This window comes from Nocardiopsis baichengensis YIM 90130 (assembly GCF_000341205.1).
Taxonomy (GTDB): Bacteria; Actinomycetota; Actinomycetes; order Streptosporangiales; family Streptosporangiaceae; genus Nocardiopsis_A; species Nocardiopsis_A halophila.
Genome location: NZ_ANAS01000015.1, coordinates 88,547 through 113,046 on the forward strand (window position 1 = coordinate 88,547; position 24,500 = coordinate 113,046).

20 protein-coding genes are annotated in these 24,500 nt (G+C 71.9%); 12 read left to right on the forward strand and 8 right to left on the reverse strand.

The window, feature by feature from the left end; genetic code table 11:
* The first annotated feature begins 102 nt into the window (after positions 1-102).
* The 4 genes from ctaC to C892_RS0114205 all read left to right on the forward strand — a co-directional run bounded on the left by ctaC (position 103) and on the right by C892_RS0114205 (position 4,805).
* Positions 103-1,110 (forward strand): aa3-type cytochrome oxidase subunit II, encoded by a 1,008-nt coding sequence (gene ctaC / locus C892_RS0114190; protein WP_449406518.1) that lies wholly within the window; start codon positions 103-105, stop codon positions 1,108-1,110.
* The gene (gene ctaD, locus C892_RS0114195) at positions 1,110-2,789 is read left to right on the forward strand and encodes an aa3-type cytochrome oxidase subunit I (protein WP_026124354.1); all 1,680 of its coding nucleotides are present in this window, start codon (positions 1,110-1,112) and stop codon (positions 2,787-2,789) included. The genes ctaC and ctaD overlap by 1 nt, the downstream gene beginning before the upstream one ends.
* A 12-nt stretch (positions 2,790-2,801) precedes the next feature.
* Complete coding sequence (locus tag C892_RS0114200; protein ID WP_026124355.1) at positions 2,802-3,227, forward strand: cytochrome c oxidase subunit 4; 426 nt, start codon at positions 2,802-2,804, stop codon at positions 3,225-3,227.
* Between the two features lie 246 nt (positions 3,228-3,473).
* Positions 3,474-4,805 (forward strand): L,D-transpeptidase, encoded by a 1,332-nt coding sequence (locus C892_RS0114205; protein WP_017557759.1) that lies wholly within the window; start codon positions 3,474-3,476, stop codon positions 4,803-4,805.
* A 496-nt stretch (positions 4,806-5,301) separates the two neighbouring features.
* Here the strand turns inward: C892_RS0114205 and qcrB are convergent, their stop codons facing one another.
* The 4 genes from qcrB to ctaE are packed head-to-tail and all read right to left on the reverse strand — an operon-like array spanning position 5,302 to position 9,672.
* Positions 5,302-6,975, reverse strand: coding sequence for a cytochrome bc1 complex cytochrome b subunit (qcrB, locus tag C892_RS0114210; RefSeq protein WP_017557760.1), 1,674 nt, complete (start codon positions 6,973-6,975; stop codon positions 5,302-5,304).
* 3 nt (positions 6,976-6,978) lie between these two features.
* Complete coding sequence (gene qcrA, locus C892_RS0114215; RefSeq protein ID WP_017541392.1) at positions 6,979-8,109, reverse strand: cytochrome bc1 complex Rieske iron-sulfur subunit; 1,131 nt, start codon at positions 8,107-8,109, stop codon at positions 6,979-6,981.
* A complete protein-coding gene (gene qcrC / locus C892_RS0114220; protein WP_083932782.1) occupies positions 8,102-9,028 on the reverse strand; it encodes a cytochrome bc1 complex diheme cytochrome c subunit in 927 nt (308 codons plus the stop codon). The genes qcrA and qcrC overlap by 8 nt, the downstream gene beginning before the upstream one ends.
* A gap of 17 nt (positions 9,029-9,045) precedes the next feature.
* On the reverse strand, positions 9,046-9,672 hold the full coding sequence (ctaE, locus tag C892_RS0114225; RefSeq protein ID WP_169541702.1) for an aa3-type cytochrome oxidase subunit III: 627 nt from the start codon (positions 9,670-9,672) through the stop codon (positions 9,046-9,048).
* Between the two features lie 350 nt (positions 9,673-10,022).
* On the opposite strand from ctaE, the gene C892_RS0114230 reads away from it, so the two are divergent.
* Together C892_RS0114230 and trpD are read left to right on the forward strand one after the other, a co-directional pair.
* Positions 10,023-10,445, forward strand: a complete 423-nt coding sequence (locus C892_RS0114230; RefSeq protein WP_017541389.1) for a hypothetical protein — start codon at positions 10,023-10,025, stop codon at positions 10,443-10,445.
* A gap of 249 nt (positions 10,446-10,694) precedes the next feature.
* A complete protein-coding gene (trpD, locus tag C892_RS0114235; RefSeq protein ID WP_017541388.1) occupies positions 10,695-11,792 on the forward strand; it encodes an anthranilate phosphoribosyltransferase in 1,098 nt (365 codons plus the stop codon).
* Between the two features lie 111 nt (positions 11,793-11,903).
* On the opposite strand, the gene C892_RS0114240 is transcribed toward trpD, so the two are convergent.
* The 3 genes from C892_RS0114240 to C892_RS0114250 are packed head-to-tail and all read right to left on the reverse strand — an operon-like array spanning position 11,904 to position 14,727.
* Positions 11,904-12,179, reverse strand: a complete 276-nt coding sequence (locus C892_RS0114240) for an Lrp/AsnC family transcriptional regulator (protein ID WP_017557762.1) — start codon at positions 12,177-12,179, stop codon at positions 11,904-11,906.
* A gap of 27 nt (positions 12,180-12,206) precedes the next feature.
* Positions 12,207-12,971, reverse strand: a complete 765-nt coding sequence (locus tag C892_RS0114245; protein WP_017557763.1) for a rhomboid family intramembrane serine protease — start codon at positions 12,969-12,971, stop codon at positions 12,207-12,209.
* A 16-nt stretch (positions 12,972-12,987) separates the two neighbouring features.
* A complete protein-coding gene (locus C892_RS0114250; protein ID WP_017557764.1) occupies positions 12,988-14,727 on the reverse strand; it encodes a DEDD exonuclease domain-containing protein in 1,740 nt (579 codons plus the stop codon).
* Positions 14,728-14,804: 77 nt separating this feature from the next.
* Between C892_RS0114250 and C892_RS0114255 the strand changes: the two genes are divergently transcribed.
* The 4 genes from C892_RS0114255 (at position 14,805) to C892_RS0114270 (ending at position 19,266) form a co-directional block, all read left to right on the forward strand.
* Complete coding sequence (locus tag C892_RS0114255; RefSeq protein ID WP_017557765.1) at positions 14,805-14,993, forward strand: hypothetical protein; 189 nt, start codon at positions 14,805-14,807, stop codon at positions 14,991-14,993.
* Positions 14,993-16,354 (forward strand): NYN domain-containing protein, encoded by a 1,362-nt coding sequence (locus C892_RS0114260; RefSeq protein WP_017557766.1) that lies wholly within the window; start codon positions 14,993-14,995, stop codon positions 16,352-16,354. Before C892_RS0114255 ends, C892_RS0114260 begins: the two co-directional genes overlap by 1 nt.
* Positions 16,355-16,813: 459 nt before the next feature.
* Positions 16,814-17,809 carry a C40 family peptidase gene (locus tag C892_RS0114265; protein WP_026124357.1) on the forward strand — a complete coding sequence of 332 codons (996 nt, stop codon included), beginning with the start codon at positions 16,814-16,816 and terminating at the stop codon, positions 17,807-17,809.
* 449 nt (positions 17,810-18,258) lie between these two features.
* Positions 18,259-19,266, forward strand: a complete 1,008-nt coding sequence (locus C892_RS0114270; RefSeq protein WP_017557768.1) for a C40 family peptidase — start codon at positions 18,259-18,261, stop codon at positions 19,264-19,266.
* A 1,310-nt stretch (positions 19,267-20,576) separates the two neighbouring features.
* Here the strand turns inward: C892_RS0114270 and C892_RS0114275 are convergent.
* The gene (locus C892_RS0114275) at positions 20,577-22,376 is read right to left on the reverse strand and encodes an AMP-dependent synthetase/ligase (RefSeq protein ID WP_017541380.1); all 1,800 of its coding nucleotides are present in this window, start codon (positions 22,374-22,376) and stop codon (positions 20,577-20,579) included.
* 275 nt (positions 22,377-22,651) lie between these two features.
* Here C892_RS0114275 and C892_RS0114280 point away from each other — a divergent pair, with 275 nt between their 5' ends.
* Together C892_RS0114280 and C892_RS0114285 are read left to right on the forward strand one after the other, a co-directional pair.
* Positions 22,652-23,191, forward strand: a complete 540-nt coding sequence (locus tag C892_RS0114280) for a hypothetical protein (protein ID WP_040685434.1) — start codon at positions 22,652-22,654, stop codon at positions 23,189-23,191.
* Between the two features lie 266 nt (positions 23,192-23,457).
* Positions 23,458-24,405: an ROK family glucokinase gene (locus C892_RS0114285; RefSeq protein ID WP_017557770.1), complete on the forward strand. Its 948-nt coding sequence runs from the start codon at positions 23,458-23,460 to the stop codon at positions 24,403-24,405.
* Positions 24,406-24,500: the final 95 nt, after the last annotated feature.

The following is a 24,500-nucleotide window of genomic DNA, read 5'->3' on the forward strand; positions in this document are numbered from 1 at the left end:
TGACAAGCTTCGGATAGACGACCGCCCGCGCACTGGCCGCGGGCATCACCGCTGGGAAGGCAATCCGTGAGTCCGACCCGCCATAGGAATCGGCGCGAGGCAGTGCGCCGATGGGCACCACGTGGCGCCGTGCTCGCCGCGTTGGGACTGGCCGCGACCGGGTGCGCGTCGAACGAGTTCACTCGTTTGGGTGTGCCGGAGCCGATCACCGAGCAGGGGCAGCGCGTGCTCGCGCTGTGGCAGGGCTCGTGGGTGGCGGCGTTCGCGGTCGGCATCCTCGTGTGGGGGCTGATCATCTGGTCGATCATCTTCCACCGCAAGCGCTCTGAGCAGCTGCCGCCGCAGGTGCGGTACAACATGCCGATCGAGGCGCTCTACACCGTCCTCCCGATCGTGGTCATCGCCGTCCTGTTCTACTTCACGGCGCGCGACCAGACCTATCTGCTGGAGACCGACGAACAGGCCGACGCCAACGTCGAGGTCGTCGCCTTCCAGTGGAGCTGGGAGTTCAACTACCTGGACCAGTCCAAGGCCGAGGCGGCCGAGGCCGCCGACGACGAGGACGCCGAGCCCGAGACCCTGTTCTCCGAGGCCGGCACCCCCGACCAGATGCCCACCCTGGTCCTGCGCGAGGGCGACGTCGTCCACTTCGACCTGCACTCCCCGGACGTGATCCACTCCTTCTGGATCCCGGCGTTCGCCTTCAAGATGGACGTCATCCCGGGCCACGACAACGAGTTCCAGGTCAAGGTCAACGAGGGCACGGCCGGCACCTACATGGGCCGCTGCGCCGAGCTCTGCGGCGCCGACCACACCCGGATGCTCTTCCAGGTCGAGGTCATGGAGCCGGACGAGTACGACGCCTGGTTCGCCGAGCAGGAGGAGGCCGCCGAGGCCGCCGCCCTCGAGCAGGAGGCCGCCGACCAGGAGGCCGGCCAGGAGCAGGACGCCGAGGCCGCCGACCAGGAGGGCGGCGCCGAGGCGGAGGACGCCCAGTCGCAGGACGGCGCCGAGGACGAGGAAGAGGCCCAGGCCGCCTCGGACGACGACCAGCAGGACGACGCCGCCGCGCGCGACGAGGAGTCCCAGGACGAGGAGGCTGGCCGCTGATGGCGACCGCGACTTCGACTCAGCAGGCCGTGAACCGGCCCGCGTCGACCCGTAAGGGGTCGATCATCGTCAGCTGGCTGACGTCGACCGACCACAAGGTCATCGGGTACATGTACCTGATCACCTCGTTCGGGTTCTTCATCTTCGGCGGCATCCTGGCTCTGCTGATGCGCGCCGAGCTGTTCTACCCCGGACTGCAGGTCATGTCGTCCGAGCAGTTCAACCAGATGTTCACGATGCACGGCACGATCATGCTGCTCATGTTCGCCACGCCGCTGTTCGTGGGCTTCTCGAACATCATCATGCCGCTGCAGATCGGGGCGCCCGACGTGGCGTTCCCCAGGATCAACCTGTTCGGGTACTACCTGTACCTGTTCGGGTCGCTGATCGCGGTCGGCGGGTTCCTGACCCCCGGCGGCGCGGCCAGCTTCGGCTGGTTCGCCTACACCCCGCTCTCGGACGCGGTGCGCTCCCCGGGCCTGGGCGGCGACCTGTGGATCCTGGGCCTGGCCGTCTCCGGTCTGGGCACCATCCTCGGTGCGGTCAACTTCATCACCACCGGCCTGTGCATGCGCGCGCCGGGCATGACGATGTTCCGCATGCCGATCTTCACGTGGAACTCGATGCTCACCAGCGTGCTGGTGCTGATCGCGTTCCCGGTGCTGACCGCGGCCCTGATCGCGCTGGGCGCCGACCGCATGGTCGGGACCCAGGTCTACAACCCCGAGCACGGCGGCGCCATCCTGTGGCAGCACCTGTTCTGGTTCTTCGGGCACCCGGAGGTCTACATCATCGCTCTGCCGTTCTTCGGCATCGCGACCGAGATCCTGCCGGTCTTCAGCCGCAAGCCGATCTTCGGCTACAAGAGCCTGGTCGGGGCGACCATCGCGATCGCCGGCCTGTCGGTCACCGTGTGGGCGCACCACATGTTCCCGACCGGCGCGGTCCTGCTGCCGTTCTTCTCCTTCATGACCTTCCTCATCGCGGTCCCGACCGGTGTGAAGTTCTTCAACTGGGTCGGCACGATGTGGCGCGGGCAGCTGGTGATGGCCTCCCCGATGCTGTTCACCATCGGCTTCATGGTCACCTTCCTGTTCGGCGGCCTGACCGGGGTGCTGCTGGCCTCCCCGCCCATCGACTTCCATGTCACCGACTCCTACTTCGTGGTGGCCCACTTCCACTACGTGGTGTTCGGCACCGTGGTCTTCGCGATGTTCGCCGGGTTCTACTTCTGGTGGCCCAAGTTCACCGGGAAGATGCTCGACGAGAAGCTGGCCAAGCTCCACTTCTGGCTGCTGTTCTTCGGCTTCCACGCCGCCTTCCTGGTGCAGCACTGGCTGGGCGCGGCCGGGTTCCCCCGCCGCTACGCCGACTACCTGCCCACCGACGGGTTCACCGAGCTGAACCAGCTCTCCTCCGTCGGCGCGTTCGTCATGGGCGCCTCCACGCTGGTGTTCTTCTGGAACATGTGGGTCACCCACAAGAACGCGACCAAGGTCGAGGTGGACGACCCGTGGGGCTACGGCTGCTCGCTGGAGTGGGCGACCTCGTGCCCGCCGCCGCGGCACAACTTCACCTCGCTGCCGCGCATCCGGTCCGAGCGCCCCGCGTTCGACCTCAACCACCCGCACGCGGCCGCCCCCGGTGCCGTCCCGGCGGCCGCCACCTCCGAGAAGTAGGGCGTCGACACCATGAAGATGCAGGCATATCTGTTTATGGGCGTCTCGACCTTCTTCGGCCTCGCCGCGGCGCTGTACGCCTACTGGGCCTGGGTGGCCGAGGGGCACATCGAGTGGACCGGCACCGTGGCCCTGGTCGTCTCGATCGGGTTCGGCTGGATGGTCGGGTTCTGGCTCTGGCAGGCGGCCCGCCGCAGTGAGAGCCACCACGGGCTGGCGCCCGAGGACCGGCTCGACGGCGAGATCGCCGAGAACTCCGGGGAGTACGGGTTCTTCAGCCCGCACAGCTGGTGGCCGCTGTTCGTCGCGATGGCCGTGGCCTTCACCGCGGTCGGCGTGGCGATCGGCTGGTGGATGGTCTTCATCGGGGGTTTCGCGATCATCCTCACCTCGATCGGGTGGGTGTTCGAGTACTACCGCAAGGAGTTCCAGCACTAGGAGCGGCACCGGGCCCCGGCCCGTGCGACACGGCCCCGGCCGTCCCGCCTGACCTCCACGTGGGGAGGGCGGGGCGGCCGGGGTATTATTTTCGGACGTTCATACCCATCGGCGGTATCCGTCCGGGGCAGAGCGCCGGGAAGGCGTGCGAACCGGAACAGCGGAACATTTCCGCCCGCGGCGGCGTCTCCCCGAGTGCGACGGGGAGGGTCCCCGCCGCGCGGAGGCTCAGGAGGGCGCACCCTAGTGAAGCTCACAGCGAAGCCGGCGGCGCGCGGCGTCGGCGCGGGTCTGGCCGGGGCGGCGCTGGTCGTGGCGTCGGCCTGTACGGGCTCCGGCGCCGACCCGGCCGGATCCGAGTCGGGCTCCGATCCCGCCGTCGAGGTGGTGATCACCCCGGGCGACGGGGCCACCGACGTGCGTCCGGACGTCCCGCTGACCGTCGAGGCCGAGGGCGGCAAGGTCACCGACGTCCGGGTCGTCCAGGAGCTCCCCGAGGGCGCCCAGGACGGCCAGGAGCAGGGCCAGGAACAGGACGGTGAGGGCGAGGAGGAGGGTCCCTCCGAGGCCGACACCGTCACCGGCACGCTCAGCGACGACGGTGCCACCTGGACCAGCGACTGGAACCTGATCCCCGGCGCCGATGTGCGCGTCGAGGCGGTGGCCGAGAGCGCCGAGGGCGAGGAGAGCGAGTTCACCGCCCAGTTCACCACCGCCTCCGCCGAGCAGGGCAAGGCGCTGGAGCTGCAGTCGAACTTCCCGACCAGCGGGGACAGCGTGGGCGTGGGCATGCCCATCATCGTCAACTTCGACCTGCCGGTGGAGAACAAGTCCCGGGTGGAGAACTCCATGGAGGTCGTCTCCGACGAGCCCAACGAGGGTTCGTGGGCCTGGCTCGACGATCAGACCGCGGTCTTCCGCCCCAAGGAGTACTGGAAGCCGAACCAGCAGGTGAGCGTCAACATGCGGCTGGCCGGGGTGGACGCCGGCGGCGGCGTGTACGGGGTGGAGAACCACCGGCTCGACTTCGAGGTCGGGCGCGACCAGCGCTCCACCATCGACGCGCAGACCCACCGCATGGTGGTCGAGCGCGACGGCGAGCAGATCAAGGACTTCCCGGTCAGCGTGGGCCGCGCCGACACCCGCGCCTACACCACCACCAGCGGCAGCCACCTGACCATGGAGAAGTACGCCGAGCTGGTCATGGACTCCTCCACGGTGGGCGTTCCGGTGGACAGCCCGGAGGGCTACAAGCTGGAGGTGGACTACGCGGTCCGCTTCTCCAACAGCGGCGAGTTCACGCACGCGGCGCCCTGGAACGGCTCCCTGGGCGAGGCCAACCTCAGCCACGGCTGCCCGAACATGGCCACCTCCGACGCCAAGTGGTTCTACGAGAACTCCTCCATGGGCGACCCGCTGGAGGTCACCGGCACCGACCGCCAGGTCGAGTGGGACAACGGCTGGTCGTACTGGGAGCTGTCCTGGGACGACTGGCTGGCCAAGAGCGAGACCGGCGAGCCGGACAAGACCGACGACACCGGAACCCCGGGCTCGGTCCACGGCGACCCGCAGGAGTAGGGCGGCGCCGCACCGCCGCCCCGCCGTCCGTCGGACGGGCTCGGCGGGCTCAGGCGCCCCGGACGCACGGAAGGCCCCTCACGGCTTCGTGAGGGGCCTTCCGCGTGCTCTCCCGAACTCCGCATGCGCTCGGGGGAGCGGGACGCTCAGAGCGCAAATGAGGGCCGTCCGTAATCCACGTGTCCGGTGTCCGTTCCCGGGGCCGCGGAGCGGCCCCGAGAGGGCCTGTCGGCGCCGACCCCGGCTCCTCCCGCCGGCACGGGGGGCCGGCGAACCGGGCCGCCGGGAGCCGTGCCACGGACCGCCGTAGGTGCGGCCCACCGGGCCGCGCCTCTACGCCGCCCTGCCCCTCCCTGGCGGGGCCTCTCCGCAACCCTCTGACGCCCTCTCCGGGAGCCTGCGGGACCGCTCGTCCGGACGCTCCCCGGACTCGAACGAGGCCCGGCCCCCGAACGGATCGGGGGCCGGGCCTCGGCTGCGGAGCGGAGCGGTGCGCCTAGTGGCTGCCCGCCATCTCCTCGTCATGCTCCGAGTGGCCCGCACCGTGGTGCAGGTGGTGGCCGGTGTGGGCCTCCACCCCCTCGAAGGACACGTTGTCCTTGGTGAACCAGTGCGCGAGCCCGGCGCGGAGTTTGCCCTTCAGGCCGCGCGCGGCCGGGGCCTCCACACCGTCGGACTCCGGCTCCTCCACCGAGGCGATCATCTCGTCGTCGATCCGGTCGACCTCGGCCTTGCTCTCCAGCACGTGCACGGTGTCCTGCGAGGACTCCTTGTGCACCTCGATGAACTCGCCGCTGGGGAGCTGCTGGATCGTGCCGCTCTCGTAGCCGTGCTCCAGGGTCTCGCGGTCCCGGCGCTGCAGGCCCAGGCAGATCCGCTTGGCGATGATGAAGCCCAGGAACGGCCCGACGATGGCGGCGACGCGGAAGAAGTACGTCGTCCAGTACAGGCTGACGGAGAAGGTGTGCGACAGGATGTCGTTGGCCCCCGCCAGCCACAGGATGCCGTAGAAGACGACGCCGGCCACGCCCACACCGGTGCGGACCGGGGCGTTGCGCGGGCGGTCGGCGACGTTGTGCGCCCGCTTGTCCCCGGTGATCCACTGCTCGATGAAGGGCCAGGCCGCCAGCCCGCCGAAGATCAGGCCCGGGATCACCAGGCCCGGCACCAGCACGGCGATCGGCACCGCGTACCCGAAGACCGGGAAGTCCAGCCAGTTCGGGAAGATGCGCAGCGACCCCTCCATGAAGCCCATGTACCAGTCGGGCTGCAGGCCCGAGGTGATGGACGTGGGCGTGAAGGGCCCGAACAGGTGGATCGGGTTGACCTGCACGAACGCGCTCAGGGCGACGATCACGGCGAACACGAAGAAGAAGAACCCGCCCGCCTTGATGGCGAAGCCGGGGAACATCGGCGTGCCGACGACCTTCTTGTTCGTGCGCCCGGTCCCCGGGTACTGGGTGTGCTTCTGGTGCCAGAGGATCATGAAGTGCGCCACGATGAGCGCCAGCAGGATCCCCGGGATCAGCAGGATGTGCAGCATGTACAGCCGCGGGATGATGTCCTCGCCGGGGAACTCCCCGCCGAACAGGAACATCGAGACGTAGGTCCCGACCACCGGCAGGGCCAGCATCACGCCCTGCAGGATGCGCACGCCCATGCCCGAGGGCAGGTCGTCCGGGAGCGAGTACCCGAACAGGCCCTCGACCATGGCCAGGGTGAAGATGGCCACGCCGATGAGCCAGTTGATCTCGCGCGGCTTGCGGAACGCTCCGGTGAAGAACACCCGCAGCATGTGCACCACCAGGGAGGCGACGAAGATCAGCGCCGCCCAGTGGTGGATCTGCCGCACGAGGAAGCCCCCGCGCACGTCGAAGTCGATGCGCAGGGTGGAGGCGTAGGCCTCGCTCATCTCCACACCCTGGAGGCGCTCGTAGGAGCCGTCGTAGGTGGTGTGGGCCATGCTGGGGTTGAACCACAGGGTCAGGAAGACACCCGTGACCAGCAGGATGATGAACGAGTACAGCGCGATCTCGCCCAGCATGAACGACCAGTGGTTCGGGAAGACCTTGCGCAGGTTCTTCTCACCGGTCTTGGCCAGGTGGAAGCGGTCGTCGATCCAGTTGCCGACGCCGCGCAGCGCCTTGGGCGCCTGCGTCGTGGTGCTCATCGGCTAGTCCCCCTTCTCCGCGTCCCAGAACGTGGGGCCGACCGCGCTGGAGAAGTCGCCCTTGGCGATGAGGTACCCCTCGTCGTCCACGCCGATCGGCAGCTGGGGCAGCGGACGGTGGGCCGGGCCGAAGACGACCTTGGCGCCGTCGGCGGCGTCGAAGGTCGACTGGTGGCACGGGCACAGGATGCGGTGGCTTCCGCGCTCGTACAGCGCCGCGGGGCAGCCCACGTGCGTGCAGATCTTGGAGTAGGCCACGATCCCGTTGTGCGTCCAGTTCATCTGCTGCTCGGTCATCCCCGGCTTGAAGTCGCCCTCGGGGATCTTGATCAGCAGGACCACGGTCTTGGCCTGGTCGTTCAGGCTCAGGGCCGGGCCGTGCCCCTCTCCCTCGCCGTGCTCCTCGACCAGCGGGAAGGCGGAGATCATCGCGCCGTCCTCGGCCAGGTCCTCTTCCCGGATCTTCTTGTCCGTGCCCTCGACGACCATGTGCATGCCGTCTTCCCAGAGCGTGTGCTTGAGCTTGTCACCGGGCAGCGGCCCGGTGTCGCGCAGCAGCACGATGGGCGCCAGGCCCAGCGGCACCATGGAGAGCAGCAGGGTGCGGCGCAGCAGCGGCCGCTTGGTGAAGCCGCTCTCGTCCGCGCTCCGCATGAAGAAGTCGCCGAAGGACCCCTTCTCCTCGGGAGCCGAGGGAAGGTCGTCGTAGGGCGAGGAGACCTCGTAGTGCGGCATGATCCTGCGCGCCCACACGGTCATGCCCGCGCCGATGCCGAACAGGGCCAGGGCCAGAGTGCCGCCCAGCGCCATGTTCGAGTACTGGCCGATCTGCGGGTCGGCGATGGCCGGCTCGCCCTCGGCGTTGGGCGGGAAGGCGAAGTAGGCCACGAAGAAGCCGATGCCCGCGAGGAAGGCGATGAGGAACCACACCGCGGCCGTCTTCTCGGCGCGGCGCTGCTCCTCCTCGCTGTGCGTGTGCGTCTCCTCCGCGGGGTAGGCCCCCGGGTGCTCGGCGCCGGGGTCCTCGGAACCGGCCACGATCGCCTCGCCCTCCGCGGGGGAGGGCGTGCCGATGACGCGGTCGGCCGACCCGTCGGACGCGCCGTTGTCGTTGCTGTTGGTCTTGTCAGTCATGGGCTCGCTGCTTCGCGGTGATCCAGATCGCGCACGCGATGATCAGGGTCAGACCGACCGTCCATGCGACGAAGCCCTCGGCGACCTGCCCCACGCGGTTCAGGTCGAAGATCCCGCCGGCGTTCGGCTCGGCCTGGAGGGTCTTCACGTAGGAGATCAGTTCCTGCTTGTCCTCGGGCTCGATGGCGCCGTCGGTGAACACGGGCATCTGCCCCGGACCGGTCAGCATGGCCTCGTAGATCTGGCGCGGCGTGGCGTCGTGGATCTCCGGGGCCCAGTGGCCGCCGGTCAGGCCGCCGCCGGCCCCCGACCAGCTGTGGCAGTGCGCGCAGTTGGCCAGGTAGAGCTGCATCCCGGCCTGGGTGTCGGAGGCGCCCTCGACGTAGGCGTCGTAGGCCTCGTCGTACTCCTCCTTGGCCGCCTCGTAGGACTCCTCGTCCTCGAAGTCGGAGCGCTCCGGCTTGTCGCCCGGGGCCGCCTCGGGGACGGCCGGGCCGGCGCCCTGCCCGATCTCCTGCTCGTAGTAGGCGATCAGGTTGTCGATCTCCTCCCGGTCCCACGCCGGCTCCTTGCGGGGCATCTGCGCGTCCGGGTTGGAGGAGGGCATGCGGCCGGTGCTGACCTGGAAGTCCACGGCCGCGCCGCCGGCGCCGGTGATGTCCGGCGCGTTGTCACTGCCGCCGCCGTTGAGCCCGTGGCAGCTCGCGCAGCTGCGGACCCAGATGTCGCGCCCCTCCTCGATGTCGACGGTGGCGTCATCGGCAGGGTCGGCACCGGTCTGGGCGGCCATGACCTGGGCCTCGGCTCGGTCGGCACTGGGGGCCACCAGGGAGTAGCCCACGCCGAACACGGCCAACGCGAGTAGGACGACGACATACCCCGCTAGGGGATGCCGTCGCCGCGCGGTAATCCATTTCACGGTTTCCCCGTTTCGGGTTACTGGATGAAGTAGATGGTTGCGAACAGAGCGACCCAGACCACGTCGACGAAGTGCCAGTAGTAGGACACAACGATCGCGCTGGTGGCCTGCTGGTGGGTGAAGCGCTTCGCGGCGTACGTGCGTCCCAGCATGATCAGGAACGCGATCAGACCGCCGATCACGTGGAGCCCGTGGAACCCGGTGGTCAGGTAGAACATCGAGCCGTAGGCGCTGGACTGCAGGGTCAGGCCCTCGTGCACGATGAGCTCGTAGTACTCGTACGCCTGGCCCAGGACGAAGACCAGGCCCATGGCGAACGAGATGAAGAACCACTTGCGGAGCTTGCGGACGTCACCGCGTTCGGCCGCCCACACGCCGGCCTGGGCGGTGAAGCTGGAGGCCACCAGGATGACGGTGATGCCCAGCGCCCACGGCACGTTGAGGTGCGCGGCCGGCCACTCCCCGAGGTCGGGGTTGCCCACGGTCACGGATCGGATCGTGTAGTACATCGCGAACAGCGCAGCGAAGAACATGAGCTCGTTGGACAACCACACGATGGTGCCAACGCTCACCAGGTCAGGACGCTTGGCCGCACCATGTACTGGTGTCGGTGCTGTTTCTTGGTTCGCGGTTGCTGTCGCCACGCCTGCATTATTGCGGCATCTGGCGGAGGTTGGTGCACGACCCCCCGGAAGGGGCCGCTTCTCCTCTGATCTGCGGTGGCGCAGGCCGCACCGCGCCCCCGGGATCGTGATCCTCCCGTGATGGAGGAGGCCTCCGCGGGCCCCGGGGAAGCCCGCCAGGGCGCCCTGCGCCGTCCCGGAAGTCTCATAACGGTCTCGGCGGCGCCCGTACAGGCCGTCCGGGCGTGGCCTGCGTCGCACTCGGACTGGCATCCTGTCGTGGCGAAGGTCTCAGAGCGAACGTCGCGACGCGACAGGGCCGCGGCGGGGGGCGATCCCCGGCCGCGCGAGATGTGAGGGACGGTTCAGTCATGGGTAACGCCGCCGACGCCCCCCGGATGCGGGTGCTCGTCTACAGCGACAAGGCTCAGGTCCGCGACCAGGTCCGCATGGCGATCGGGCGGCGCCCCGCCGCCGACGTGCCCAAGGTGGAGCTGGTGGAGTGCGCCACCGAGGCGGCCGTGCTCAAGCGGCTCGACGACGGGCTGGCCGACGTGTGCGTCTTCGACGGCGAGGCGGCGCCGGTCGGCGGCATGGGCCTGTGCCGCCAGGCCAAGGACGAGATCTACCGCTGCCCGCCGGTGCTGGTGCTCATCGGCCGCCGCGACGACGGCTGGCTGGCCGCATGGTCGCGCGCGGACGCGGTGGTCAGCCACCCCGTCGACCCCGTCGCGCTGGCCGAGTCGCTGGCCGGGCTGATGCGGACCCGGATGGACGGGCTGGCGGCCCTGTAAGGCGCCCGGTAGTGTCGGACCGGGTCCCCGACGGCGGACCCGGTCCATGTGAGGTCCTCAGGAACACCGAACGGATCCCGACTCCGATGCAGCGATACCGCGCCGCCGCGCCGTGCACCGGCGGTCCCGCTCCGCGCCACTGCGAGCTCGCGCGATGGCCCCGATGGCGATGGCACACGCCCTCGTCCCGAGCCTGACCCGACCGCAGCGCCGCGCCCCGCGGCGCGCCGACGCAGAGGAAGACGCATCGTGAACAGCCGTCCGGCCGACAGCCGTCCCCTGAACGGATCCGCCCCCGGCGCCGCCGACCCGACGTGGTCCGGGCTGATCAACGCCCTGCTCGCCGGGGAGGACCTGGCCAGCGGGCACACCGCCTGGGCGATGAACGAGATCATGTCCGGCTCGGCCACCGACGCCCAGATCGCCGGCTTCGCCATCGCGCTGCGCGCCAAGGGCGCCGGCGTGGACGAGGTCGTCGGCCTGGCCGAGGGGATGCTGGACAACGCCGTGCGCATCGACGTTCCCGGCCCCGCCGTGGACATCGTGGGCACCGGCGGCGACCAGGCGCACACCGTCAACGTGTCGACCATGGCGGCCGTCACCGCCGCGGCGGCCGGCGCCAAGGTGGTCAAGCACGGCAACCGGGCCGCCTCCTCCTCCTGCGGCACCGCCGACGTGCTGGAGCGGCTGGGCGTGGTGATCGACCTGCCGCCGCGCTACACCGCCCGGGTGGCCGAGCAGGCCGGGATCACCTTCTGCTTCGCCCCGCTCTTCCACCCCTCCTTCCGCTACACCGCCAAGCCCCGGCGGGAGCTGGCGGTGCCCACGGTCTTCAACTTCCTGGGCCCGCTGACCAACCCGGCCCAGCCGGGCGCTGCCGCGGTCGGGGTGTTCGACGCCGCCATGTGCCCGACGGTGGCCGGGGTCTTCGCCCGCCGCGGCACCTCGGCGCTGGTGTTCCGCGGCGACGACGGGCTGGACGAGCTGACCACCACGACCACCTCGCGGGTGTGGACGGTGCGCGGCGGGCGGGTGCGCGAGGACGTGCTCGACCCGCGGGACCTGGGCATCGGCCGCGCCGCCCCGGAGGACCTGCGCGGCGGCGACGTCGAGGTCAACGCCTCGGCCGTGCGCGCCCTGGTCGAGGGCGAGCGCGGGCCGGTGCGCGAGGCGGTGCTGCTCAACGCGGCGGCGGCGATCGCGGCCGCCGAGCAGCTGCCCGGGAGCCTGGAGGAGATGCTCGCCGCGGGGCTGGAGCGGGCGGCGGCCGCCGTCGACGACGGGCGGGCCAAGGACGTGCTCGACCGGTGGGTGGCCGTCAGCCAGGAGCAGGCCAAGCAGGACTGAGCCGGCGCCTTCGGTGCTGATCTCGGGGAACCCGGCCTTATCAGGGCGCTCTTAAGGCCGGGTTCCCCGAGATCAACGCGGGGTGGGCCGTCGGCGCGGGGCGGGCGGTCCTCAGATGCCCAGGGAGAACGCCGACTCCAGGTCGTGCTTGGAGTAGGCGTTGAAGGCGATGTGGGTGTCGGAGGAGCGCACCCCGGCGATCTTGTTCACCCGGCCGGGGATCACCTCGGCCAGCTCGTCGTGGCGGCGCACCCGCACCACCGCGATCAGGTCGATCCCGCCGGTCACCGAGTAGACCTCGCTGACCCCGTCGATCTCGGCGATCGCCTCGGCGACCTCCGGGATGCGGTCCACGTCGGCCTTGATCATGACGATCGCGGTGATCACGGTGGGATCCTCCTGGGTGCGAGGGTGTCAGTACACGTCGGAGAGCCGGGTCCCGGCGCGCCAGCGTATGCGGTGGACGAGCAGCGCCATGGCCGCCCCGGCGACGAACCCGTACACGTGCGCGGCGTAGGCCACGTTCGTCTGCCCGCCTCCGGGGTACAGCGAGACGCTGACGTACAGAACATACTGGAGCACGAAATAGGTGCCCACGAGCGCCCACCCGGGCAGCCGCACCGGCAGCACGAAGAACACCAGGGTGATCACCCGGCTGCGGAACTGCACCACCAGGTAGGCGCCGAGCACCCCGGAGATCGCGCCGGAGGCCCCCACCAGGGGGATCTGCGAGGCGGTGTCGGTCAGCGCGTAGGCCAGCGTGGCGACCGCGCCGGAGGCCAGGTACAGGCCGCTGTAGCGGACCCGGCCCAGCCGGTCCTCCACCACCGGGCCGAAGACGAACAGGTAGACCATGTTGCTCAGCAGGTGCAGCGCGTCCCCGTGCAGGAACATCGAGGTGAGCACGGTCAGCCAGGGGGCCACGCCGCCCGGCTCGCCCGGGCAGGGCGAGGGGGAGGAGACCTGCTCGCCGGTGAACAGCTCGACGGGGACCGCTCCCCAGCGGAAGACGTAGGCGTCCACGGCGCAGACGCGCTCGGCCAGGTCGCCGCCGTACCACAGCGCGACCATCGACATGGGGGAGGCGAGGTAGACCGCGACGTTGGCGGCGATGAGCAGGTAGGTCACGGCCGGGACCCGGCGGACCGGGTAGTCGTCGCTCAGCGGTATGCCTGCCATGGGCGCGCGGGTCCGTTCAACTGTGCTCGGCGGTCGTCTCCCGCGCCCAGTCTGTCAGGTCGCGGTGGCGTTCGGCGCCGCGGGCGGGGCATGTCCACGGCGCGTCGAGCTCGACCAGCCGCACCCCCGGGCCCTCCAGCCAGCGCAGCACGCACTCGGTCTCCTGGGGCGCGGCGGCCGGGGCCGGACCGGGGCCGGGCGGGACCGTCTCGGCCGTGGCGCGCAGCGCGGCGACGAAGGCGTGCGGGTCGGCGCCGGGCTCCATCACCGCGGCGGCCGCCAGCCGCCCGCGGCGCACCGCGTGCACCTCCCAGGAGCCGGGCGCGCCGGCCAGCGGGCGGGCGGCCACCAGCTCGCCGATGCCGGTCAGCGCCGACAGCCGCTGTGAGCGGGCGGCACCGCGCAGGAAGGCGGCCAGGCGGTCCCGGCGCACCGCCGCCTCCTCGTAGCGCAGGTCGGCCGAGAGGCCGGCGATGGCGCCGCGCAGCGCCTCCACCACCGCGTCCGGGTCGCCGGTCATGGCCTCGCGGGCGGCGTCGGCGTGCACCGCGTACTCCTCGGGCCCCTCGGCGCCGGTGCAGGGGGCGCCGCACCGGCCCATCTGCGCCAGCACGCAGGCCGGGCCGGCGTCGCCGCGCCCGATCCTGCGGGTGCACTGGCGCAGGGGGAAGGCGTCCAGCAGCGCCTCGCGGGCCAGCTCGGCCTCGCGCGCCGAGGTGAAGGGGCCCAGATACGGGGCGCCGTCGTCGCGGACCGTGCGCACCTTGGACAGCCGGGGGAAGGCCTCGGGGGTCAGCTTGATCCAGCTGGCCCGCTCGGGGTTGCGCGAGCGGCGGTTGTAGGGCGGTTTGCGCTCGGCGATCAGCCGCATCTCGCGCACCTCGGCCTCCAGGCCGGTGGCACACGGGATCGGGGTGACCCCCTCGACCAGGCCGATCATCTCGCGCACCCGGCCGCGGGTCTCGGCGGCGGTGAAGTAGGAGCGCACCCGTTTGCGCAGCGAGGTGCTCTTGCCCACGTACAGCGCCTCGCCGCGGGCGTCGGAGAACACGTACACCCCCGGAGCGTCGGGCAGGCCCTCGCCCAGGTGCCGTTTGGAGCGCTGGGCCCGGGTGGGGGCGGTGCGGAACGCGCACAGCTCCTCCACGCTGTCCACGCCCATGGGGCCCAGCCGCTCCAGCAGCCCGTGCAGCACCCCGGCGGCGGCCCGGGCGTCGTCCAGGGCCCGGTGCGAGGGGCGGTCGGCGAGCGCGAAGAACCGGGCCAGCGTGCCCAGCTTGTGGTCGCGCACCTCCTCGCGGGTGACCAGGCGGCGCGCCAGCGGCAGGGTGTCCACCACCCGCGGGCGGGGCCAGGGCCGGTCCTGCTCGGCGCAGGCGGCCTTGAGGAAGGACACGTCGAAGGGGGTGTTGTGGGCGACCAGCACCGCACCGCCCTCCAGGTTCGCGAACTCCAGGAAGGCGGGCAGCACCGCGCCGATCGGCGGGGCCGTGGCCACCATCGCCTGGGTGATCCCGGTGAGCAGGGTGATGTGCGCCGGAATCGGGGAACCGGGATTGACCAGGGAGGAGAACTCGCCCAGCACCTCGCCGCCGCGCAGCTTGACCGCGCCGATCTCGGTGATGGCCGAGCCGCCGGCCCGGCCGCCGGTGGTCTCCAGGTCGACCACCACGAAGGTGCCCTCGGCCAGCGGCGTGCCCAGGTCGTCCAGGGTCGCCTGGACGGCGGGCGCGGCGGAGGGGCGGGGCGGGTGCACGCCGACAGGGTAGCCGTGGTGGGCCCCGGACGTGGAAAGATGTCCCGGACCGCGGCGAGAGCAGGGAGGTAGGACAGGTGAGCAGCGAAGCCCCGGCCGAGGGCCGCCGGCAGTGCGGCCGGCGCGGCGACCTGACCAGGTTCGGCGCGGCGCGCACCGTGCGCGGCCGCGACACCGTCCACGCCGTCCGGACCGTCCGCTCCGCGGCCGGCGCGGGGAGAGCGGTCAGCGCGGTCGCCCCGGCCGAGAGCGGTGCGGAGGGCTGATGGAGCCCGCCGACACACCCTCGGACCCGCCCGCCGACACGCCCGCCGAGGACGGCGGCGAGCGGGAGCACCGCCCGCTGCCCGAGGCGGTGCGCTCCCGTGTGGTCGAGTACGGCTCGGACGTGCTCGGCGGGCTGCGCGCCGCCGAGCTGCCGGCGGCGCTGCGCCGCGTGGCCAAGTTCGAGCCGCGCCGCCGCGCCCGCCTGGCCGGCCCGCAGATCGCCGCCCAGCTGGAGACCGACGCCGCCTTCCGGGGGCTGGTCGCCGCCCGGGTGGAGCAGGTCTGGCCCGAGCTGGCCGAAGGGCTGCGCCGCGGCGTGCTCCCGCCGGCCGCCGACCCGGTGGCGGTGGGGGCCGCGGCCTACCTGATCCGGCCGCAGGGGTGGCAGGACATCGTCGACCGGGTGGGCGGGGAGTTGGAGCGCCAGGAGAGCGCCCGGGAGGCCGACGAGGCCGCCGAGGCCCTGGCCGACCTGCGCGCCCGCCTGGACGAGGCGCGCGCCGAGCACCGCGAGGAGGTGCACCGGCTCCGCAAGGAGCTGCGCGAGCAGCGCAGCACCGTGGCCGACCTGCGCCGCAAGGTGCACGCCGAGCGCAAACGGGCCAAGGAGGCCGAGGAGCGCGCCGCGCAGGCCGAGGAGGAGACCCGTGACCGCAGCCGGCTCACCTCCGCCCAGGTGGCGGCGGTGGAGGCGGAGAACCGCCGGCTCAAGGCGCGGCTGGAGGCAGCCGAGGGCCAGGTGGAGGCGGCGCGCCGGGCGGCGCGCGCCGGGCGCAGCGCCGACGACGCGCGGCTGCGGGTGCTGCTGGACGTGCTGGTGGAGGCCGCGCACGGGCTCCGCCGCGAGCTGGCGCTGCCGAGCTCCATCGCCACCCCGGCCGACCTGGTCGCCGAGGGCCGTTCCGGGCCTGCGCGCCCGGTGCCCGAGGTGGGCGCGCCCACCGACGACCCGGCGCTGGTCGACCGGCTGCTGGAGCTGCCGCGCATGCACCTGCTGGTGGACGGCTACAACGTGACCAAGACCGGCTACCCGGAGCTCCCGCTGGCCGACCAGCGGGCCCGTCTGCTGACGGCGCTGGAGGGGCTGGCCAGCCGGACCAAGGCCGAGATCACCTGCGTGTTCGACGGCGCGGACGTGGAGGCCCCGGCCCAGCAGGGGCAGCGCCGGGTGCGGCTGCTCTTCAGCGACCCGGGGGAGACCGCCGACGAGCTGATCGTCCACCTGGTCCGCACCGAGCCCCCGGGCCGACCGCTGGCGGTGGTCACGGCGGACAAGGAGATCATCGCCGCAGCCCGCCGCGAGGGCGCCCGCCCGGTCCCCTCCACCCTCCTCCTCCGCCGCCTGGACCCGGGGCGCTGAGGCGGCGCACGCCGCGTCCGGGCGGCCGGGGAGGGCGTGACCCTAGCGTTCTTTGAGGTCAGGTGCCCTGCGTGTGACGGATCTGTGACCGAGTCGAAGCCGGTGAGCAAAAGCCGTACTGGGCAGGGAGAACGGCCGCGGGGCCGCTGTCGGTCGCCGTTACTGTTTCGTTGTTGTGGTTGAGGCGGGTAAAGCGGTCCGCTAGTTTTTCCCAGGAGCTTCATGGTCTCGTGCGCCTCGGTGCAGGCGCCGCCCGCGGGGCGGTGCCCGCCGAGGGGCGCGGGGCTCCCCGTAACCCCATGGGTGCGAGCGGTCGTGCTGCCGTGTCGTCCGGCCCCCGAGTGTCGCCCGGAGACCGCGGTCCCCGCTCCCCGGTCCCGCACCGCGCGGGGCCGGGGCCCGGCCCTCGCCCCCGCCCAGGCCCCTGAGGGGCCCGACCAGCAAGGAGCGTGGACCGCCATGGCGAACAACGGTGGTCGGCGCACGGCCCGCCGGGTAGCGACCGGTCTCGGGGTCGTGGCGGCCGGCAGTCTGATCGCGTCCGCAGGGACCGGTGTGGCCAGCGCCGATCCGGAGCAGAGCCGTGAGGACGTCCAGCAGAAGCTGGACGAGCTCAACGAAGAGGCCGGCAAGGTCGTCGACGAGTACAACGAGGCCAACGAGGACTACAAGGCGGCCAAGGCCAAGGCCGACGAACTCGACGAACAGGTCGGCGAGGAGAAGGAGCGCTACGAGGAGCTCAAGAAGGAGGCCTCGGAGATCGCCAGTGCCGTGTACCAGGGTGGAGACCTCGGGTCCAACTCCTATGCGCTGACCGTGGAGGACCCCGGTGACCTGATGGACCAGGCCGCCGACGTCGGCAAGCTCTCCGAGAACCAGAAGGCCAAGCTCGACGAGTTCAGCGACTCCAACGAGCGCCTGTTCAAGCTCAAGGACGAGGCCGACTCGGCCCTGGAGGAGGCCAAGGACGAGAAGGACGAGGCCGAGGAGAAGAAGGAGGAGGTCGAGGAGAAGATCTCCGAGCAGGAGGACCTCCTCGCCGAGTTCCCCGAGGCCGACGCCGCCCCCGAGGGCGACGGGTCCACGGCGGCCAACAACGGCTCGGGCAACGCCCGCGCCGCGCTCGACTTCGCGCTCGCCCAGGTCGGCAAGCCCTACGTCTACGGCGCCGCCGGGCCCGACGGCTTCGACTGCTCCGGCCTGGTCATGCGCTCCTGGGGGGCGGCCGGCGTGAGCCTGCCGCGCGCCACCTACGGCCAGGCCGAGGCGGGCTCCCGGGTCGGCCGGGACGCGCTGCAGCCGGGCGACATCCTGATGTTCAGCGGCCTGGGCCACGACGGCCTCTACCTGGGCAACGGCCAGATGGTGCACGCGCCGCGCACCGGCAAGAACGTCGAGGTCGTGCCGCTCGCCGGGTACTGGGACGGCCAGTTCATGTACGGCGTCCGGGTCTAGCCGGACCCCGGCACTCCGGGCGCCGCCCGCCGCCGCAGGCCTGCGGCGGCGGGCGGCGTGCCGTATCGGCCGTATCGGGCGATTCCGGCCACCCCGGAATTCCCGCTCGAAGGTAACGAATCGGTTGAGAAGGTGGCGGGGATGCACTACTGTTCCCGCCGAACCGGGTCGTTCCTCTCGCCGCCACCCGGGCGGCGACGATCCGGACCCGCCGAACTCCGCCGCGGGAGGCCTGTCGGCCCCGCGGGAGCGGAGACCGGAGCACCGCGCACGGCGACGACCTCCCGAAGCGGCCCCCCGCCGCATCCGCCGTCCGCGGACACCTGCCCCCGAACCGGGCCGCGCAGCGTCGCATGAGCCGTGCGTGCCCCTCCGGTAGGCGGACCACGGGAGAAAGGTGGGCCACCACCGTGCACGATCCACGCGAGCGCGGTCCCTACCGCCGCCGCATGGCGGCCGCGGGCTTCGTCGCCGCGGGCGCCCTTTTCGCCTCGACCGTCCTGCCCGGGATCGCGTCGGCCGATCCCACCCCCGACGAGGTGCGCGAGCGGATCGAGAAGCTGGAGGAGGAGCACGCCGAGCAGGCCGCCGCCTACAACGAGGCCAAGCAGGACCACGACGCCGCCCAGGAGAAGCTGGACGACATCGAGGCCGACCGGAAGGACGCGGCGGACGAGCTCGATGGGATGCAGTCCGGTGTCCGGGAGCTCGCCACGGCGGCCTACAGCGGCGACGACTACACCTCGGTGCCCTACCTGACGACGTCCAGCGGACCGGAGGATGCGCTCCGGCAGGCTTCCGACCTGGGCTACCTCTCGCAGAGCCAGCAGGACCGCCTGGACAACTACGTCCAGGAGAAGCGCAAGCTGGACGAGCTGGAGGCCTCGGCGGAGGAGACCGAGAAGGAGGCCGAGGAGCGTCTCGACGACGCCGAGAAGGCCAAGGAGAAGGCCGAGGAGAAGCTCGACGAGCAGCAGTCGCTGCTGGACGACCTGACCGCCGAGGAGCGCGCCGAGGCCACCGAGGGTGTGGACGGCGGGGCCCAGGAGTCCTCCTCCTCGGGCGGGTCCGGCGGAGGGGCGACGCCGCCGCAGGTCAACGGCAACGCCCAGGCGGCGGTCAACTTCATCTACGCCCAGATCGGCGACTCCTACAGGATGGGCGCCAACGGCCCGGACGTGTGGGACTGCTCCAGCCTGGTGCAGGCCGCATGGCGTGAGGCGGGGGTGAGCATCCCCCGGGTCACCTATGACCAGGTCAACGTCGGCACGAAGGTCTCGTGGGACCAGTTGCAGCCCGGCGACCTCATCTTCTTCTACGAAGGGCCCAGCCACGTCGGCATGTACGTGGGCGGGAACAAGATGGTGCACGCCTCCACCTCGTCGAAGCCGGTGCTCGAGGTGCAGCTGAACAGCTACTACCAGAGCAAGTTCCACTCGGCCGTGCGGGTCGGCTAGCGCCCCGCGACCGGACGCGCACCGGACGCGCAGCGCGGACGAAGGGGCCGCGGCACCCGAAAGGGAGCCGCGGCCCCTTCGTCCGCCTGTGTACGGGCGAGCCGCGGGGCCGGACACGGCATTCGCGGGGGCGGCTCCCACGCGGTGGAACGCTGGTGCGTTAGTACTGCAACGACAGGTCGGTCGAGGACCCGGCGGACGCTGACCACACGACAGTGGCGGGCGCTTCCCCAGGCCCGCCTGCCGGGCAGCGGGCCGTCTGGGGCGCAGGGGCGGCGGGGCGTGACCGTGTCCGGCACCCTGGTGCCGCTTCCGCCCGCTCCCGCGCCGATCCCGGGAAAAACGGCCCTTGAAGCCGCGCCCGCAGGGCCGCTCTCCCCCTCCCTTGTTGATCTCGGGGAAGTCGGGGTTATACCGGCCGGTATAACCCCGACTTCCCCGAGATCAACAACGGGCCTGCCCGCGGGGCCCGCCGCCCGGCAAGCAGGCCCGGGGAAGCGCCGGGCTCTCCTCGTTGCCGCCGACCACCCCGACCCCAGACCCCCTACCGCCCGGCCGGGGCCCGTGAGCGGGGCACCTGCTGTTCCGTCGGACGGCCTCTGTCCGCGTCCATTTCCGGCTTCGGCGGGTGCCCTGATGGGACCTGGACGTCCGCCGACTCCTCGACCGAACTGTCGTTGCAATATCAGTGGTGCGGGGCACCGTCGTGCTGGGCGGTGCCACGGGCGGCCGGGTGAGCACCGTACGAAGGATCTGCGGCGCACTACCGGGACCATTGGGTCCGGGGCATTGACAGAGCGCTGTGCCCCGAGGCGAGATCACTTCAGCCTAAGAGAGCCTCCGACGGTCCGAACGGTGTCCGGGACTGGGCGAACGTGTAGGTCAGGGCAACCGGGCTGACCGGTTCGTCCTAGAGCGCGTTGAGATGGGCGCTGGAGTCGCCAGAGGGCGATCGGGAGGTCCGGGCCCTGTGCGGCTTCGGTCGGCGCGTCAGGGCTGCCTGAGCGATGCCGGGAAGCGGAGGATTCCGGAGGAGGCAGTCCTGCCGGGGCCACCCGCATCGGCCTCTTCTGCGCCGCCCCTCATGATGGGCGGCGAACGTCGTGCAGGGAGTGCTCCCATCAGTCCCGATCGGTGGTCCGCACAGCGGGCGAGGGCCGCTCGGCGAGAGGCGATCGCAGCCGCGGACGGACCTACCGCGTCAGCGGCGCCTCCCCTCCGTCGTGTAGCCCGGTACAGGTATGCGCAGGGCCGGGCGCGTGGCGCCCGGCCCTGTCGGCGGTCTTCCGGCGGTGCGGCCGGAGGGGAGCTCAGCTGTCGGAGTAGAGCGCCTCGATCTCCTCGGAGAACTGCTGGTTGATCACGTGGCGCTTGATCTTCAGCGAGGCCGTCATCTGTCCGCCCTCCTCGGAGAAGTCCAGCGGCAGGATCGTGAACTTGCGGACCGACTCGGCCCGCGAGACGGCCTTGTTGGCGTCGTCCACCGCGTTCTGCACCTCGGCGACCAGGTCCGGGTCGTCGACCAGGTCCGGGATGTCGCCGCTCTTGCCGTTCTGCTCCTTCCAGAAAGCAAAAGCGTCCGGATCGATGGTGATCAGCGCCGAGACGAACTTGCGGTTGTCGCCGACCACCATGCACTGGCTGATGATGGCGTGGCCGCGGATGCGGTCCTCGATCACCGCCGGGGCGACGTTCTTGCCGCCGGCGGTGACGATGATCTCCTTCTTGCGGCCGGTGATGCTCACGTAGCCGTCGTCGTCGAGGGTGCCCAGGTCACCGGTGCGGTACCAGCCGTCCTCGTCGAAGGCGTCCTTGGTGGCGGCGTCGTTGTTCCAGTAGCCGCGCATGACGTGGTCGCCCTTGCAGAGCACCTCGCCGTCCTCGCCGATGCGGATGGACACCCCGGGGAAGGGCGCGCCGACGGTGCCGATCTTGTTCAGCTGCGGGGTGTTGACCGCGGTCGGGGCCGAGGTCTCGGTCAGGCCGTACCCCTCGATGATGGTCAGGCCCACGCCGCGGAAGAAGTGGCCCAGCCGCTCGCCCAGCGCGGACCCTCCGGACACGGCGTAGCGGGCCTGCCCGCCGACCGCCGCCAGGATCTTGCCGTAGACCAGCTTGGAGAACAGCGCGTGCTTCAGGCGCAGCCCCATCGGCACGTGCCCGGTGCTCAGCGCGCGGCTGTAGGCGATGGCGGTCTCGGCGGCGGCGTGGAAGATCTTGCCCCGCCCCTCGGCGGTGGCCTTCTGCTCGGCCTTGTTGAAGACCTTCTCGAACACCCGGGGCACGGCCAGCAGGAACGTGGGCTTGTACACCCCGAGCGCGTCGATCAGCTCGGGCCCGGTGGAGGGGAAGTGGCCCAGGGCCGTCTTGGACTCGATGCAGCCGATCTGGATGATGCGGGCGAAGGAGTGCGCCAGCGGCAGGAAGAGCAGCGTCGAGCGGCCCTCCAGCGTGAAGACCTCCTCCAGCGGGCCCTGGATGACGTTGAGGATGGTGAAGAGCAGGTTGCGGTGGGTCAGCTCGCAGCCCTTGGGGCGGCCGGTGGTGCCCGAGGTGTAGATGAGCGTGGCGAGCTCGTCCACGCCGCCGGCGGTGCGGCGCTCCTCGATCACCGCGTCCTCGATCTCGGAGCCGGTGGCGGTGAACCGCTCCATGCCGCCGTCCTCGATCTCCCACACGTGGGACAGCTCGGGCAGCTCGGCGCGCACGGCCTCGACGCGGGCGGCGTGCTCGGCGGTCTCCACGAAGACGGCCCTGCTGCCCGAGTCGCCGAGGATCCACTGGACCTGCTCCTCGGAGGAGGACTCGTAGATGGGCACGCTGACCGCGCCCACGGACCACACGGCGTAGTCGATGGCGGTCCACTCGTAGCGGGTCCGGGCCATCAGGCCGACCCGGTCGCCGTGCTCGATCCCGGCGGCGACCAGCGCCTTGGCGATGGCCACGACGTCGTCGCGGAAGGCCTTGCAGGTGACGTCGCGCCACTGGCCCGACTCCTGGCGCCGGAGCGCGACGGCGGTGGGCTCCTGCTCGGCGCGCGCGAAGACGGTGTCGGGCAGGCGCGCATCAGAGGAGATCTCTGCCTTGACGGGTCGGCTGAATTCGCGCACGTTCGGCTCCTGGACAGATGGGGTCGACGAGGGGACGTGACGACGGTAACAAGTTCGGCTACTCGTCGGTAGAACCTGTTCCAGGTTCGGTATCGGATGGTGACCGAACAGGGCCGTTCTCCGATCCCTCGGCCGCATTATGCCCCGGCAGGGGGCGGGCGTCCCTGAATCCGCTCGGGGTTTCCCCGGGTTCGGGGCCGCCGGGGACCCGCCCCGGGGCGCGTGCGGCTACCGTGGTCGTCGAGTCCGGCTATCACGAGCAGGGGTGGGCGAGCATGGCAGGGTCCGACGGCACAGCGGGCGCGAACGGCGGCGGGAACGGCCGCGGGAACGCCGGGGCGAACGGCCGGCAGGAGGACCGGGCGGAGCGGCAGGACGCCGGCGGCGAGGCCGGCCGCGAGGGCGGCGCCTCTGCCGAGCTGATCGACGACGCGATCCGGCTGGTCGACACGCTCCAGCGCAAGCTCATCATCGCCGGGGTGCGCAAGGGCGTGTCCACGGTGGCCTCCCCGCCGCCGCGCACCGGTGACGTGTGGGAGCAGGCGATCCGCGAGGAGCAGGCCCCGCAGGAGGCGCCGCTGGACCGGCTGGCGGGCGTCGTGCGCACGGCGGCCCCCGAGGTCGCGGGCCACCTCGGGCGGGCCGGGGTGACCCTGTTCGGCGCGCTGCAGGAGAGCTGGCGGATCGCCGGCGAGGAGTTCGCGCGCCAGCGCCGCGAGCGCGAGGAGCGGGAAGGGCGCGAGGCTGCCGAGCGCCGCGCCCGCGACGACCGCGCCCCCGAGGCGCCTCCGGAGATCACCGAGGGCCGGGGCTGAGAGCCCCCGGAATCCGGGCGGCCGCCGGGGGCGCGCCCGGCGCCGCATAGGGCGGACCGCTCCCGGCCGGCTCCGAGGGGTGCGGGGCGGGGGAGCCGGGTCCGTGCCCGCGGATCGGCCTTCGGCCTTCCTCGGCATGTGCGCCCCCGATCCGGGTTCGCGACCGCCCCCGGTGGCAATCCAGGGGGCGGAGGCGGCGAGTGGTCCAAACCTTTGGTTTACTCCATTCGGTCCGTCCGTCCCGGCACACGTGAGGAGCACCCCCAATGGCGTTGACCATCGGCGTCGACATCGGCGGAACGAAGATCGCCGCAGGCGTCGTCGACCCCGAGGGGCGCATCCTGCGCCATGCGAAGGCCCCCACGCCCCGCGGGGACGGGGAGCTGCTGGCCGAGGCCGTCGCCGGGCTGGTGCGGGAGCTGCGCGAGAGCGACCGGGAGCCGCCGACGGCGGTCGGCATCGGCACGGCGGGGTTCGTCGACGAGGCGCGGTCGCGGATCGTTCTGGCGGGCAACCTGGGGCTGTCCGACGACCCGGTCCGCGAGCGCATCGCCCGACGCATCGACCTGCCCGTGGTGGTGGAGAACGACGCCAACGCCGCCGCGTGGGCCGAGGTCCGCTTCGGCGCGGGCCGGGGCTGCCGCGACGCCGTGGTCGTCACGCTGGGCACCGGGGTCGGCGGTGCGCTGATCGTCGACGGCGAGCTGCGCCGCGGGCGCTTCGGGGCGGCCGGGGAGATCGGCCACTACCGGATGGTGCCCTTCGGCCGCAGGTGCGCGTGCGGCAACCAGGGGTGCTGGGAACAGTACGCCAGCGGCAGCGCGCTGGTCGCCGAGGCGCGTGCCCTCGCCGCGGCGGAACCGGTGAGCGCGGCCCGCCTGCTGGAGGCGGCCGGGGGCGACCCCGAGGGGATCGAGGGCCCGGAGGTCACCCGCGCGGCCCGCGAGGGGGACCCGGCGGCGCTGCGGTGCTTCGCCGCCGTGGGCGAGTGGGTCGGCCAGGGGCTGGCGGACCTGGCGGCGATCCTGGACCCGGAGTGCTTCGTGGTCGGCGGGGGAGTGTCCGCGGCGGGCGAGATCCTGCTGAAGCCCGCGAGGGAGGCCTACGCCCGCGCGGTCACCGGAAAGGCCACCCGCAGGCTCGCCGACGTCCGCCCGGCCGAACTCGGAGGCGAGGCCGGCATCATCGGCGCGGCGGACCTGGCCCTGCGCTAGGCGCACCCGGCGGACCGGCTCCGCCTCGCGGCCACGCCCCCTGGATCGGGAGCGGCCCCACCGGTGCTCCTGGGTCTCGGTGCCGCGGTGGGGCG

Bases quoted from the DNA above. Each gene is read 5' to 3' on its own strand.
- ctaD (WP_026124354.1), top strand. From the start codon at position 1,110: ATGGCGACCGCGACTTCGACTCAGCAGGCCGTGAACCGGCCCGCGTCG.
- C892_RS0114200 (WP_026124355.1), top strand. From the start codon at position 2,802: ATGAAGATGCAGGCATATCTGTTTATGGGCGTCTCGACCTTCTTCGGC.
- qcrB (WP_017557760.1), bottom strand. From the start codon at position 6,975: ATGAGCACCACGACGCAGGCGCCCAAGGCGCTGCGCGGCGTCGGCAAC.
- qcrA (WP_017541392.1), bottom strand. From the start codon at position 8,109: ATGACTGACAAGACCAACAGCAACGACAACGGCGCGTCCGACGGGTCG.
- C892_RS0114230 (WP_017541389.1), top strand. From the start codon at position 10,023: ATGGGTAACGCCGCCGACGCCCCCCGGATGCGGGTGCTCGTCTACAGC.
- C892_RS0114245 (WP_017557763.1), bottom strand. From the start codon at position 12,971: ATGGCAGGCATACCGCTGAGCGACGACTACCCGGTCCGCCGGGTCCCG.
- C892_RS0114260 (WP_017557766.1), top strand. From the start codon at position 14,993: ATGGAGCCCGCCGACACACCCTCGGACCCGCCCGCCGACACGCCCGCC.
- C892_RS0114265 (WP_026124357.1), top strand. From the start codon at position 16,814: ATGGCGAACAACGGTGGTCGGCGCACGGCCCGCCGGGTAGCGACCGGT.
- C892_RS0114270 (WP_017557768.1), top strand. From the start codon at position 18,259: ATGGCGGCCGCGGGCTTCGTCGCCGCGGGCGCCCTTTTCGCCTCGACC.
- C892_RS0114280 (WP_040685434.1), top strand. From the start codon at position 22,652: ATGGCAGGGTCCGACGGCACAGCGGGCGCGAACGGCGGCGGGAACGGC.
- C892_RS0114285 (WP_017557770.1), top strand. From the start codon at position 23,458: ATGGCGTTGACCATCGGCGTCGACATCGGCGGAACGAAGATCGCCGCA.